At 68.1% G+C, this 13,976-nt stretch carries 12 protein-coding genes and 1 pseudogene; 10 read left to right on the forward strand and 3 right to left on the reverse strand.

The annotated features are described in order from the left end of the window. Positions 1-87: 87 nt before the first annotated feature. Positions 88-318: pseudogene (locus AB4Y40_RS15450) on the forward strand (DUF2866 domain-containing protein); the annotation flags it as partial. 199 nt (positions 319-517) lie between these two features. Here the strand turns inward: AB4Y40_RS15450 and dapA are convergent. Next, entirely contained in the window at positions 518-1,372 is an 855-nt protein-coding gene (gene dapA / locus AB4Y40_RS15455) for a 4-hydroxy-tetrahydrodipicolinate synthase (RefSeq protein WP_368688451.1), read from the reverse strand. A gap of 451 nt (positions 1,373-1,823) precedes the next feature. Here dapA and AB4Y40_RS15460 point away from each other — a divergent pair, with 451 nt between their 5' ends. Next, positions 1,824-3,119, forward strand: coding sequence for an aspartate carbamoyltransferase (locus AB4Y40_RS15460; protein WP_368688452.1), 1,296 nt, complete (start codon positions 1,824-1,826; stop codon positions 3,117-3,119). A gap of 75 nt (positions 3,120-3,194) precedes the next feature. Here AB4Y40_RS15460 and AB4Y40_RS15465 read toward each other — a convergent pair whose 3' ends face one another. Further along, positions 3,195-4,274: a zinc-binding dehydrogenase gene (locus tag AB4Y40_RS15465; RefSeq protein ID WP_368688453.1), complete on the reverse strand. Its 1,080-nt coding sequence runs from the start codon at positions 4,272-4,274 to the stop codon at positions 3,195-3,197. Positions 4,275-4,338: 64 nt separating this feature from the next. Here AB4Y40_RS15465 and AB4Y40_RS15470 point away from each other — a divergent pair, with 64 nt between their 5' ends. Continuing rightward, complete coding sequence (locus tag AB4Y40_RS15470; protein ID WP_368688454.1) at positions 4,339-5,307, forward strand: LysR family transcriptional regulator; 969 nt, start codon at positions 4,339-4,341, stop codon at positions 5,305-5,307. Between the two features lie 161 nt (positions 5,308-5,468). Further along, complete coding sequence (locus AB4Y40_RS15475; protein WP_368688455.1) at positions 5,469-7,121, forward strand: FAD-dependent oxidoreductase; 1,653 nt, start codon at positions 5,469-5,471, stop codon at positions 7,119-7,121. 133 nt (positions 7,122-7,254) lie between these two features. Here the strand turns inward: AB4Y40_RS15475 and AB4Y40_RS15480 are convergent, their stop codons facing one another. After that, a complete protein-coding gene (locus AB4Y40_RS15480; RefSeq protein WP_368688456.1) occupies positions 7,255-7,455 on the reverse strand; it encodes a hypothetical protein in 201 nt (66 codons plus the stop codon). Between the two features lie 20 nt (positions 7,456-7,475). On the opposite strand from AB4Y40_RS15480, the gene AB4Y40_RS15485 reads away from it, so the two are divergent. The 6 genes from AB4Y40_RS15485 to AB4Y40_RS15510 all read left to right on the forward strand — a co-directional run bounded on the left by AB4Y40_RS15485 (position 7,476) and on the right by AB4Y40_RS15510 (position 13,963). Continuing rightward, positions 7,476-8,192, forward strand: coding sequence for a (2Fe-2S)-binding protein (locus AB4Y40_RS15485; RefSeq protein WP_368688457.1), 717 nt, complete (start codon positions 7,476-7,478; stop codon positions 8,190-8,192). 16 nt (positions 8,193-8,208) lie between these two features. Then, positions 8,209-9,225, forward strand: coding sequence for a xanthine dehydrogenase family protein subunit M (locus AB4Y40_RS15490; protein WP_368688458.1), 1,017 nt, complete (start codon positions 8,209-8,211; stop codon positions 9,223-9,225). Then, complete coding sequence (locus AB4Y40_RS15495) at positions 9,222-11,453, forward strand: xanthine dehydrogenase family protein molybdopterin-binding subunit (protein WP_368688459.1); 2,232 nt, start codon at positions 9,222-9,224, stop codon at positions 11,451-11,453. Before AB4Y40_RS15490 ends, AB4Y40_RS15495 begins: the two co-directional genes overlap by 4 nt. A 154-nt stretch (positions 11,454-11,607) precedes the next feature. Then, on the forward strand, positions 11,608-12,195 hold the full coding sequence (locus AB4Y40_RS15500) for an NTP transferase domain-containing protein (RefSeq protein WP_368688460.1): 588 nt from the start codon (positions 11,608-11,610) through the stop codon (positions 12,193-12,195). 126 nt (positions 12,196-12,321) lie between these two features. Then, positions 12,322-12,471, forward strand: coding sequence for a hypothetical protein (locus AB4Y40_RS15505; RefSeq protein WP_176732810.1), 150 nt, complete (start codon positions 12,322-12,324; stop codon positions 12,469-12,471). A 262-nt stretch (positions 12,472-12,733) separates the two neighbouring features. Next, entirely contained in the window at positions 12,734-13,963 is a 1,230-nt protein-coding gene (locus AB4Y40_RS15510) for a PepSY-associated TM helix domain-containing protein (RefSeq protein ID WP_368688461.1), read from the forward strand. Positions 13,964-13,976: the final 13 nt, after the last annotated feature.

Raw genomic sequence — 13,976 nt, forward strand, 5'->3', positions numbered from 1 at the left:
TTGCTGCAACCATAGGCTCAACCCCTGTTGAGCCGCCGGAATATCGGCGGCATTTTTTTGCGCGGCAAGCGTAGGAGGAGCGAGGTCATGGTTGAAGACGATGTGCTAGTGCACCTGCAGTCCCTGCTGCGCGACGGCGCCGCTTCGACGGTCGCGTCGTGCCGGGTCTCCACGCCGCTCCAGCATCCCTGGGGCCGCGCTTACCGCCTCGTCGAATGGACGACGCCGCTCGACGACAGCGCCCGCCGCCAGGTCGTGCCCGCCGAAAGCACGGCGCTCGATATCGCGCGCCTCGTTGCGCAGCACGTGCCTGGCCGCCGCATTCTGCTGAACGGCGAACCCGCCGCAGTCGAACGCCCCCGCACGCGCCGCCGCCGCGCGTCCAGCACCGCGAACGCACGCGCGGCGCGCTAGACGCGCCGCTTCCGGGCGGCGTACTCACGGCGGCACAAGCCGCACTTTGTACTTCCACCGCCGCCATCTCATCCCGCCACGCGCGCTTCCCGCACGGGCAGCGTCAAATCACGAGGCGCGCCAGCGACGCCTCCAGTTCACCGCTCACACGCGTCATCGGCGCGCGCAGTTCATTGCGGATCCGCCCGCACGCAGCCAGCCCCGCCTTCACCGGCCCCGGATTCGGCTCCGCGAATGCGGCGCGCACGAGCGGCACCAGCGTGTGCCAGATCGCGCGCGCATCGGCGAGACGCCCTTCCTGCAACGCACGCACCATCCCCACGAAGCGCTCCGGCCGCCAATGCGCCGACGCCGCAATCGCCCCGCTCGCGCCCGCGCACATCGCGCCGAACATGTCGATGTCCTCGCCGCAAAGCACCTGCAAACGGCCGTCGAGAATCAGCGCGAGCGTCTTGTCGAGCGAGCCGCCGCAGTCCTTCACCGCGACGATGCGCTCGTGCGCGGCGAGTTCGAGCAGGCTCGGCAACTCGATGTGCACGCCCGTGCGCGCGGGGATGTCGTAGACGATCAGCGGCTTGCGGCTCGCATCGGCGAGCGCGGCGAAGTGGCCGATCACACCCGCCTGCGATGGGCGGATGTAGTAAGGCGCGGCCGCCAGCACGCCCGCGACGGGCCGCTCGTTGAGCGCCGCGATCCGCTCGCAGACGGCCGCCGTGTGATTGCCGCTCACGCCCGCCACGACCGGCAGCCCGCCCGCCGACGCCAGCACGGTGGCGAGCACGTCGTCCGCTTCCGCGTCGCTCAGCGCGGCGGGCTCGCCGGTCGTGCCGAGCGCGACGAAGCCGGCCACGCCGGCCTCGACGTAGTGGCGCACGAGCGCGTCGAGCGCAGCATGATCGACTGCACCGGCGTTGAACGGCGTGATGAGCGGAATCCAGATACCCGAAAACTCTGACATGACTTTCCCTTGAACTCGACCGTATGGAAGGTCCGTTCAGCGGTGCGCAGGAGGGAAGCAAGCCGGGAGTGGGGCGGAAGGCAGGGCGCCTTCGGCTGGCTGTTCCGTCGCACATCTGACGGAACAGCAGACTCCGGTCAGATGAGCGGCTGTTTTTTGGCTTTGGCTTTCACCCACACCGATGCGGCCTGCGCAAGTGACGACACCGCGCGCGTGGCGGCGGTGAAATTCGGCAGATCGTGGCGGAGCGGGTGACGTAGCATGTCGCGCAGTGTAACCGGGATCGCGCGGTTGCGGGCGGGCGCCAGCAGGCGGCGTGCTGCGCGAGGGTACGCGCTCACTCGTGCCCGCAGGGTCTCTCGAGCGCTCTTCCGACAAAAGAACTTGACTTCTCGCGCCACCGAACTAATATACGCACCGCGTACATTAACCAGAAATCACGGGTGCCAGCATGAGCGTTCCGCAACAAGCCTTCCTCCGTGACGCCATGCGGCGTCTGAACATGACCCGCGACGCATTTGCGAGCCGCATCGGCGTGTCGCGTCGTGCGCTCGACACGTGGCTGCTGCCCGAGGAGTCGCAGGAATCGCGCGCCATGCCGGAGATCGTCGAGCGCTTCGTGTCGGAAATCGTCGGCAGCGGCGAGCCGCGCGAAGACTATACGCAAAGCGTAGACTCGGCGCGTTCGCTCGCCAGCCAGATGCAGTTCGAGGGCAAGCCGCAACTGCTTTCCGTGGACCAGTTCTCGCGCGACTCCGTCGAGGCCCTGTTCCGCGTGGCCGATATCATGCAGCCCATCGCGCGCCGCCGGAAAATCTCGCGCGTGCTCGAAGGCGCGGTGCTCGGCAACCTGTTCTTCGAGGCCAGCACGCGCACGCGCGTGAGCTTCGGCGCCGCGTTCTGCCGCCTGGGCGGTTCGGTGTGCGACACGACCGGCTTCACGTTCTCCTCGATGGCCAAGGGCGAATCGATCTACGACACGAGCCGCGTGATGGCCGGCTACGTGGATGCGATGGTGATTCGACATCCTGATCAAGGCTCGGTGGCCGAATTCGCGCGTGCAGTGAACATCCCCGTGATCAATGGCGGCGACGGTCCCGGCGAGCACCCGAGCCAGGCGCTGCTCGACCTCTACACGATCCAGCGCGAGTTCTCGCGTCTGGGCAAGATCGTCGACGGCGCGCATATCGCGCTCGTGGGCGACCTCAAGTACGGCCGCACGGTGCACTCGCTCGTGAAGCTGCTCGCGCTCTATCGCGGCATCAAGTTCACGCTTATTTCGCCGCCGCAACTCGAAATGCCGGCGTACATCGTCGACAAGATCTCGACCAACGGCCATGTGGTCGAGCAGACACACGATCTGCGCGCAGGCCTGCGCGGCGCGGACGTGGTGTACGCCACGCGCATCCAAAAGGAGCGCTTTGCCGACGAGTCGTTCGAAGGCTACACGCCCGAATTCCAGATCAACCAGGCAACGATGGACGAGTGCTGCAGCGCTGAAACGCTCGTGATGCACCCGCTGCCGCGCGATAGCCGCCCGGGCGCCAACGATCTCTCGACCGATCTGAACCACGATCCGCGCCTCGCGATCTTCCGCCAGACCGACAACGGCATTCCGGTGCGCATGGCGATTTTCGCGGTGCTGCTGGGCGTGGAAAATCTCGTGCAGCATTCGATGCGCGACGCCGTGTGGCGTCCGCCCGCGTACCTCGGCCCGGACGACGCCGTGTTCCACGGCATCGACTGAGCCTCGTTGCACTTGCAACGTCATCGGCCCGCAAGCGTCAAGTCGCGCTTGCGGGCCGATTTGCTGATGGCGTGCTCAAACGCCTGACGACGTGCAAACCGTCACGCAGGTCAGCCCTTGTGCCTTTTCCGCCGCGTCGATCGCGCTCTCCAGTGCATCGAACGCGTGGCGCTGCACGTCGATCGCATCGAGCGGCAATTGCCCGGACTGCACGAGCGCGATCAGCGCACGGTAGTCGGCGCCGCTGTACATGAAGTGGCCCATCAACTCCCAGTTGTTGATGAGCATCTCGCCATACTTGATCGGCAACTCCACCTCCATGCTGCCCATCAGCACCATGCGGCCGTTGCGGCGCAGGCTGCGCAGCGCGGCGAGCGTGGCGCCCGGGTCGGTGGCGTGGCCCACCATGTCGAAGGCGAGATCGGCGCCGCCGTTCGCGGCCGCGCGGATGGCCTCCACGTCGCGCGCCATCTCGCCGCTGAGCGCGACGGTGACCACACGTCCGCCGCCGAGCTTCGCGAGCGGCGCCAGCGCCGCCGCGCGCCGCCCGAACGCCACCACACGGCCCGCGCCGAGCGCGAGCGCATCGAGCACGGCCGCCGAGCCGAACGCGCCGGCCGCACCGTTCACCACCACGGTTTCGCCTGCCGCGAGCCGGCCACGCCGCAGGCCGCCGAACGGCACCACGAGCTTGCCGAGCGCCGCGAGCTGCGCCGAGGGCACGTGATCGAGGCCATCGAGCGGGAACACCGTCGAGGCCGGAAACTCGACCGCCTCGCGCAGCGTGCCGTGCGGGAAATCGTCGAGCATGGGCCCGCTGTCCGGGCTGATCGCCGTGAGCCCGAGCAGCGCCTGGGCGGGCTCGCGCAGCGCCTCGTCGGCGATCCAGTAGGGGCTCAGCGCCACGCGTTGGCCGACGCGATAGCCGTACACGCCTGCACCGACCGCGAGCACCCGGCCGATGCCGTTGGTGCCCGGCGAAAACGGCCCCTGCGGGTAGCCGTAGGGCAGCTTGCCCTGCACGTACTGGCGCGTATAGCTCAGGAGCGGCACGGCCTCCACGCCCACCAGCAGCGCGCCGCGGCGCGGTTCGGGTTGCGGCACGTCGCGCAACGCGAGCGGCAGGCCGGGTTGATCGAGCATCCAGGCTTTCATGGCTTCTCCTAGTGGAAAGGGTGTGCATCTGACGGATTGAACTCTAGGCGAGCGAGACGTATTCTTGAAATCAATTGCCGACATTGCACCTATCATCGTGATTGATCTCTCTGGCGTCGACCTGAACCTGCTCGTGTCGCTCGACGCCCTGCTCGCCGAGTCGAACGTGACGCGCGCCGCCGCACGCCTGAATCTCACGCAGCCGGCCGTGTCGGCGCAGCTCGCGCGGCTGCGCCAGTTCTTCGACGACCCGCTGCTCATCCCCGCCGCCAATGGCCGCGGCATGACGCCCACGGCGCGCGCGCTCGAGCTGATGGCGCCGCTGCATGCGGCGCTCAAGACGCTCGAAACGGTGGTGCGCCGCGAGCCGGCATTCGATCCGCTCACGGGTAAGCGGCGCTTCGTGGTCGCCGCGAGCGACCAGTGCGTGGCCGTGCTCGGCCTGCCGCTGATGATCGCGTGGCCGCGTCTGGCGGGGCCTGGGCTGCAACTGGCGTTCATCGCGATCGAATCCGGTTCGCTCGCGGAGCGCTTCGAGCGCGGCGAAATCGATTTGCTGCTCGGCTCCGCGCAGCAGGTGCCGCCAACGCTCAAGGCCAGAAAGCTCTATGACGAACGCTTCGTCGTGGCGCAGCGCAAAGGGCACCCGCGCGGCGCGGCGCCGTTCGACCTGGACAGCTATTGCGCGCTCGAGCACGTGCTCGTCTCGACCAGCGGCGCGAGCTTCTTCGGCTTCATGGACGAACATCTCGAAGCGCTCGGCCGCCGCCGCCGCGTGGCGCACTCGGTGCAGCACTTCACGCTCGTGCCCGAGGTGCTCACGCGCACGGACTACGTGGCGACGCTGCCCTACCGGCTCGTCGCACGCTACCAGGACCGCGTGGACCTGTTCGAGCTGCCGTTCGAGGCACGCGGCTTTTCGATGCATGCGGCATGGCATCCGCGCAATCACGCCGATCCGGCGCTCGTGTGGCTGCGCGAGGCCGTGGCTGCGCTGGACACCGGTGGCATGGTTAGCGATCCTCTCGATTGACTCGCGCGCAATTCGTCAGTCGATTGATAAGGCGAATGTCCGCATGCGCACCGCCTATACTGCATGAGACGTCAAAAAAGCGGCCACGCCGCACCACGAAAGTACGTTCCCGCGCCGTTGTCCCGTCGTCGTTTCCTGCGTTCCCGCTGCGTTGCGAAGCCATGCTGACCACAGAAGAAATCCGCGCGGTCCCGCTTTTCTCCACGCTCCCCGAAGCCGAACTCGAACGCCTCGCGCACACCTGCGCCGACCTGCGCCTGAGTCCCGGTGAGTACGCCGTGCACGAAGGCGGCGAGCGCGCGCTCTATGCCGTGCTGTCCGGCAAGATGGAGGTCGTCAAGCTGTTCGACGGCATCGAGCGCACGCTGGGATGGCGCTTGCCCGGCACGATCTTCGGCGAGGTGCCGCTCGCGCTCAGCTCGCCCTTTCCCGGCGCGTATCGCGCAGCCCTTCCCTCGCGCGTGATGCGCGTGGACGCACAGCATTACTACGCGCTCGCTGCCGCCTCCCCGGACGTCGCCACGCGCATGGGCGCGCTCGCCCGCGAACGCATCGGCGGCTTGCAGGGCCTTTCCGCGGAACCGCCGAAAACACGCGTCACGCTCGTTGGCGCGCGCTGGGACCCGGCGTGCGCGAACCTGCGCCAGTTTCTCGCGCGCAACCAGATCAGCTGCGAGTGGATCACGCCCGACGCGCCCGAACTCAAGACACGCTGGAACGGCCCCTGCCCCGAAGAACAGCATTGCCCCACCTTGCGCCTCGCCGATGGCACCCTGCTGAGCCGCCCCGCAACGCGCGACCTGGCGGAGCGCCTGGGGCTGCAAACCCAGCCGCGTCTCGCGGAATACGACACGCTGATCATCGGCGGCGGCCCGGCGGGTCTTGCCGCGGCGGTCTATGGCGCGTCGGAAGGACTCCGCACCATCGTGGTCGAGCGTGAAGCACCGGGTGGCCAGGCCGGCACCTCTTCGCGCATCGAAAATTATCTGGGCTTTCCTGGCGGCATATCCGGCGACGAACTGGCGAGCCGCGCGCTGCAGCAGGCGAAGCGCCTCGGCGCCGAGATCCTCGTCACGCGCGCGGTTGCACGCGTCGATACCGCGGCGCGCGAAGTCCACCTCGACGGCGGCGACGTGGTGCGCGCGCACACGCTCATTCTCGCGACGGGCGTCACCTGGCGGCGGCTGGCGATCGAAGGCTTCGACCGCTTCATCGGCAAAGGCATCTATTACGGTGCGGCGCGCAGCGAAGCGAGCGGCACGCACGGGCTCGACGTCTATCTGATCGGCGGCGGAAATTCTTCGGGACAGGCCGCGCTGTACTTCGCCAATCATGCGCGCGCCGTGACGCTCATCGTGCGCGGCGAGTCGCTCGAGAACAAGATGTCGCGCTATCTCGTCGAGCAGTTGGTGGGAAAGGAGAACGTCCGCGTCGAACTGAACTCGAAAGTCGTCGGTGTGTATGGAGAGACGCACCTCGACGCCATCGACGTGCTCAATACGGCCAGCGCGAGCGTGAGCCGGCGCGAATGCGGCGGCTTGTTCGTGTTCATCGGCGCGGACGCGGAGACGGGCTGGCTCCCGCCGGAGATCGCCTGCGACAAGCGCGGCTACGTGCTGACCGGCGACGATGCCGTGAAAGCCGGGCGCTGGTCGCACCGGCGCGATCCCTACCTGCTCGAATCGAGCGTACCCGGCATCTTTGCCTGCGGCGATGTGCGGCTGAGCCCGGTCAAGCGTGTCGCCTCGGCCGTCGGCGAAGGCAGCATGGCGATCGCCTTCGTGCATCGTTACCTTCAGGAAGACCGCTCATAGCGTACGCGTTGCGCGGAGCGACTCGTCGCACAACCATCTTTCAATACGCTTTTCCCTCGCGCTGCATTGCGTTTCTGTCCACGGCGTCAGCTTCGCGCCGGACTCGCGTCAGCCATGCGACAGCGTTGCGCCATCAAGCAATATGCAGCGAAAAATTCACATGTAAGCGCTTTACTTTCGTGTTCGAGAAGTGCAATTTGCAGTTCTGCGATGCCCGGCCGAGCAACCGCGGCACCGGAATTGCTTCACGAAAGAGGCGCGCCGCTGCGCGACGAAGCCCTGCGCAACCCCGCGCGGCCAGCGCCTGAAGTCCCGGATTACGTTCCGTCTTCATCCTGGAGTCCGCAGATCGCCATGTCCAACGAACGTCCCCTCGATGCGCCGTGCGATTGCGACGACGCCTCCCAAGCTTCCCCCTCCCACGCGCCCGCCGACGTCACCCGCCGCCGCTTTCTGCAATCGGCCGCCGCCGCTGCCGCGTTGGGCGCGACGCCTCATCTGCATGCACAGAATGCGCCGCCTGCCACCGCCCCCACCGAAGCGCCGCCGCCCGCGCCCGCGCAACCGGTCAGGCTCGACATCAACGGCCGCGCATACGCGCTGCATATCGAACCGCGCGTCACGCTGCTCGATGCACTGCGCGACTATGCGGGCCTCACGGGCACGAAGAAGGGCTGCGATCGCGGCCAGTGCGGCGCCTGCACGGTGCTCGTCGAAGGGCGGCGCATCAACAGTTGCCTCACGCTCGCCGTGATGCACGAAGGCCAGCGCATCACCACCGTCGAAGGGCTCGCGGGCGTGGCCGCGTTGAGTCCCGTACAGCGCGCCTTTATCGAGCACGACGCCTTCCAGTGCGGCTTCTGTACGCCGGGCCAGTTGTGTTCGGCCACGGCATGCCTGAGCGAATTCGCGGCAGGCGCAGCGAGCGCTGCCACACCCGACGTGCGCACACGCCCCGCGCAACTCAGCGATGCCGAAATCCGCGAGCGCATGAGCGGCAACATCTGCCGCTGCGGCGCCTATGTCAACATCGTGGCCGCCGTGCGCGACGCGCATACGGCCGGCGCCTGAGCACGGAGGCACACAAATGGATGCCATCTCGTACCAGCGCGCCGCCGACGTGAACGGCGCGATTGCCGCTGCGCAGCGTCCCGGTGCCGTGTTCATCGGCGGCGGCACGAATCTGCTCGATCTCATGAAGGGCGGCGTCGCGCATCCGGTCACGCTCATCGACATCACGCGCATCGAAGCGCTCGATCAGGTTCAAACGCTGCCCAACGGCGGCCTGCGCATCGGCGCGCTCGTGCGCAACAGCGACGCGGCCAATCACACGCTCGTGCGCACGCGCTATCCGCTGCTCTCGCAGGCGCTGCTCGCCGGCGCCTCGCCGCAACTGCGCAACATGGCCACCGTGGGCGGCAATCTCATGCAACGCACGCGCTGTCCGTACTTCTACGACACCGCGTTCACCCAATGCAACAAGCGCGCGCCCGGCAGCGGCTGTGCGGCGATTGGCGGCTTCAACCGCATGCATGCAATCCTCGGCGCAAGCGCACAATGCGTGGCCGTTAATCCGTCCGACATGAGCGTTGCCCTCGCGGCGCTCGACGCGACCGTGCAGGTGAGCGGTCCGGGCGGCGCACGCACCATCCCGTTCGCGTCGTTTCATCGCCTACCCGGCGAGCGGCCCGATCTCGACACGACGCTTCAGTCAGGTGAACTGATCACCTCGGTCGACCTGCCGCCACCGTTGTTCGGCGAGCACGCGCACTATCTCAAGATCCGCGACCGCGCGAGCTATGCCTTCGCGCTCGTCTCGGTCGCGAGCGCGCTGCAACTCGACGGCCACCGCATCCGCACGGCGCGCATCGCGCTGGGCGGCGTCGCGCATCGGCCCTGGCGCGCGAGCGCGGCGGAGCAACATCTCGCGGGAAAGACGCTCAACGCGTCGACGCTGCGCGAGGCCGCCGCGGCGGAACTCGCGCAGGCAAAGCCGTTGAGCGGCAATGCGTTCAAGGTCGGGCTCGCGCAACGCGCGATCGTCCGCTCGACGATGCTCGCCGCCGCCGGCACGCAAGGCAACAACACCGGAGATTTCGCATGAGCACGCTGACCGGACAACCGATGGACCGCATCGACGGCATGCTCAAGGTCACGGGCGGCGCCCTCTACGCGAGCGATTTCCCCGAAACGCGGCTCGCGCATGCCGTGCTCGTCACGAGCACGATTGCGAGCGGCACGATCACGTCGATCGACGCGAGCCGCGCGCAGTCCATGCCCGGTGTGCTGCTCGTCATGACGTACCAGACCGCGATGCGGCTGCCCAACGGCGGGCGCTCGCCGCTCAAGCCGCCGGCGGGACGGCACCTCACGCTGCTGCAGGACAACGTCGTGCGCTACAGCAACGAGCCGGTTGCGGTCGTGGTGGCCGACACATTCGAACACGCCACCGATGCCGCGCGTCACATCAACATCGTCTACGCGCCGACCCAGGCCACGCTCGACTTCAACCGCGCGAAAGGCGACGCGCACGCGCCGCCCAGCCCGATGGGCCGCCCGGTCGAATCGACGCGCGGCAACGTCGAAGCCGGGTTGCACGAAGGCGCGGTGCGCTTCGAGGCGGTCTACACCACGCCCACGCAGTTCCACAACCCGATGGAACCGCACGCGACGATGGCGCACTGGGACGGCCCGGACCTCACGCTCTACGACGCCACTCAGGGCGTGAGCGGCGCGCGCAACGCGGTGGCGGCCGTGTTCGGCATCGCGCCCGACAACGTGCGCGTGATCTCGCCGTTCCTCGGCGGCGGCTTCGGCTGCAAGGGTTCGTCGTGGTCGCACGTGAGCCTGTGCGCGATGGCCGCGAAGCAGACGGGCCGCCCCGTGCGGCTCGCGCTCGCGCGGCCGCAAATGTTCGGGCCGGTCGGCTCGCGCCCGCACACGGAGCAGCATCTCTCGCTCGCCGCGCGCGCGGACGGCACACTCACGGGCCTGCGCCACGATACGCTCGCTCACACGTCCACGTTCGAAGACTGGCTCGAGATGTGCGGCCTCGTCACGCGCATCATGTACGCGGTGCCCAATTGCAGCACGAGCCATCGTGTCGTACCCCTGAATGTCGGCACACCGACCTTCATGCGCGCTCCCGGTGAAACCACGGGCTCGTTCGCGCTCGAATCGGCCATGGACGAGCTGGCGTGGCAACTGAAAATGGACCCGGTTGCGCTGCGCCTGAAGAACTACGCGGAAAGCGAGCCGCAGGACGGTAAGCCGTGGTCGTCGAAAGCGCTGCGCCAATGTTACGAGGCGGGCGCGCAACGCTTCAACTGGTCGCGGCGCGTCAACACGCCGCGCGCCATGCGCAACGGCAATACGCTCGTCGGCCTCGGCATGGCGAGCGCGACGTATCCCGCGAACCGCAGCGAAGCCGCCGCCGTGGCGCGCATCCTGCCCGACGGCTACGCGATGGTCGCGTCGGGCACGCAGGACATCGGCACCGGCACCTACACGGTGATGACCCAGGTGGCCGCCGACGCGCTCGGCTTTCCGCCCAACCGCATCCGCTTTGCGCTGGGCGATTCGACCTTGCCGGTCGCGCCGGTTTCGGGCGGCTCGCAGTCGGCGGCGAGCGTCTCGCCCGCCGTGCAGGCCGCGTGCACGGCCGTGCGCGACAAGCTCGTCGCGCTCGCGCGCGGCGATCGCGGCTCGCCCGTCTACGGACTCGCTGCGGACGACGTGACCGTGCAGGACGGCTGGGTCGTGAGCCGCAGCGACAGCTCGCGACGCGATCCCGCCGCGGCCGTCATCGCCCGCGCGGGCGGCCAGCCGCTCGAGGCGCAGGTCGCGACGAAGCCAGGCGCGGAGAAGCAGCAGTATGCGTTTCACTCATTCGGCGCCGTGTTCGCCGAAGTGCACGTCGATGCCGATACCGGCACGATACGCGTGGCGCACATCGTCGGCGCGTACGACGTGGGACGCGTGCTCAACGAAAAGACGGCGCGCAGCCAGTTGATGGGCGGCATGGTATGGGGCGTGGGCACGGCCCTGCACGAAGAGGGTCTCTTCGACACGCGCATGGGCCGCATTGCGAACAACAATCTCGCCGAATACCACGTGCCCGTGAACGCGGACATCGGCGAGCTGGACGTACTGTTCGTCGGCGAACCCGATCTGCGCTTCAATCCGCTCGGCGTGCGCGGCATCGGCGAGATCGGTATTACCGGCGTGCCGGCGGCCATTGCGAACGCCGTGTATCACGCCACCGGCGTGCGCGTGCGCGATTTGCCGATTACGCTCGACAAGGTCGTCCCGCAGACGAATTCGCTCGTGTAACCGAGGGTCTGCCGTGCAGGCTCTGCACAGGCACAGTGCATGAGCGGTCGCCAAATGCAAGACGAAGCAAGGCATATGCGGCGCGCGGGGCTTGCCTCACGCGCGCTTGCGCCGCACAATCACTGCTCACCCTCTTCGCGGGCGTACCACACCCATGGCCTATGCTTCGTTCGCCACCGGCGTGTTGCTCGCCGCCGGCACCGGTTCGCGCTTCGATCCCAACGGACTGCGCAACAAGCTCCTCGCCCCCCTCCCTGAAGGCACGTGCGTCGCGCGCGAGTCCGCGCAACGGTTGCTGCGCGTCGTACCCAAAGTGATCGCCGTGGTACGTCCCGGGGCCGAAACACTCGCGCATGTGCTCAACGACGCCGGCTGCGACGTGGTGTTCGCCCCCGACGCCGCGCGCGGCATGGGCGCGAGCCTCGCTGCGGGCGTGGAAACCGATCATGAAGCGGAAAGCTGGATCGTCGCGCTGGCCGACATGCCCTGCATTGCCGTCGAATCGATCGAAGCCGTGGCGCGCACACTGGATGGTGGCGCATCGCTCGTCGCGCCGTTTTATCGCGGGCAGCGCGGACATCCGGTGGGCTTCGGCTACGCGCATCGCGCAGCGCTCGTCGCGCTCGACGGCGACACGGGCGCCCGCGCCCTGCTGAGCACCCACCCGCTGACGCGCGTCGAAGTCGACGACCCGGGCATTCTGCGCGACGTCGACACGCCGGCCGACCTCAACGGGCTCTGATTCGCGCGCACTCGCGACTCGCCCGCGGCGATTGTTCAATTGCGAGTGTCAGGCATGCAATCGATCGCCTACGCTATAGGGTGACGCGCACCACACGGCCGCACGCTAGCGCAAGAGGACCTCGCGATGATCTGCTCGCACACGAATCCGCTTCCCGATCCACTCGCCGATCCGACCCGGGACCCCGAACGCGACCCGCTCACCCCGCCGGCACCGGGCCATCACAAGGACGAACCGCAGCAGCCCGAGGGGCCGCCGGACAAGGACCCCGTGTGATCGCACGCCCGGTCGCCACGGCCGGGCATCGCGTCTGATGGCTGTAGCGGCACTCGCGACGACGTCTCGCGAGCGCCGCGGCCGATTCTGCGCGTTCCGCGCTTCTTCCGCCCCCATATCCCCCCTTTCGCAAAGCTTGCGCCTTCGACGGTCGATCCGTAGAATGCAAACGATTCCTATTTGCAGTATTTTTCAAGATTGCCGTGAGCCCAATCGTGATCGCGTTCGCCCCCGCGCGCCGGCCGGCGAGCCGAGGTTTTGCATGAGACCGCTGCTGGTCCGCCTGCACCGCTGGTTCGGTCTTGGCACCGCGGCCTTCCTGTTCCTCGCCGGACTGACCGGCGCGGTGATCGCGTGGGACCACGAACTCGACGCGCTGCTCAATCCAACGTTCTTCCGTAGCGCGACGCCGGGCACGCCGCTGCCCGCGCTCGAACTCGCGAAGCGTCTCGAGGCCGCAGAACCGCACGCGGTCGTGACCTTCATGCCGCTTTCCGTCGAGCCCGGCCATACCTGGATCGCGCAGATGGCGCCGCGCCTGAACCCTGCGAACCAGACGCCCTATGCGCTCGACTTCAACCAGGTCGCGCTCGACCCCGTCACGGGCGAGGAGCAAGGCCGCCGCATGTGGGGCAAGGCTTCGCTTGCGCGCCAGAACCTGATCCCCTTCCTCTACCGGCTCCACTACACGCTGTTCATGCCGACGAAAATGGGCATCGACTTCGGCGTGTGGACGATGGGCGTGGTCGGGATGGTATGGCTGCTCGACGGCCTCATCGCGATCGTGCTCGCCTTCCCGAGCCTGAAAAGCTGGCGCAAGTCGCTCGCCTTTCGCGTGAAGCGCGGCGGTTATGCGCTCACGTTCGACCTGCACCGCTCGGGCGGCGTGTGGCTCTGGGGACTCCTGATCGTGGTGGCCGTCACGTCGATTTCGATGAACCTCGGCGCGCAGGTCGTGCGCCCCGTGGTGTCGGTGTTCTCGACGCTCGCGCCGGACCCGTTCCGCATCGTCGCGCCGGGCCCCGCGCTCACGCCCGCCGAGGCAGCGGCCGCGCGCGAACGCATCGTGGCCGAAGCCGCCGCGATGGGCCGCCGCGAAGGCATCACGGCGCCGCCGGGCGGACTGTTCGGGCTGCCCACCTCCGGCGTGTATGGCGTGGGCTACTTCGAGGCGGGCAACGATCACGGCGACGCGGGCCTCGGCAATGCCTGGCTCATCATGAACGCGCGGACGGGCCAGGTGCTCGGCAGACAGATTCCGGGCCGCGGCAGCGCAGGCGACATCTTCATGCAGGCGCAATTCCCCTTGCATTCGGGTCGCATCGCCGGGCTGCCGGGGCGCATCGCCATCAGCTTTACCGGCGTTGTCGTCGCGATGCTCAGCGTGACCGGCGTGCTCATCTGGCTCAAGAAAGCCCGTGCGCGGCGCAAGCCCGCCAAGCAGGCGAAGGCGGCCAGCACGATCGGCACGCGCGAGCGCGCCGCGAACTGACCGCCCGGGTCAG

The organism is Paraburkholderia sp. EG287B, assembly GCF_040965595.1.
Classification (GTDB): Bacteria; Pseudomonadota; Gammaproteobacteria; order Burkholderiales; family Burkholderiaceae; genus Paraburkholderia.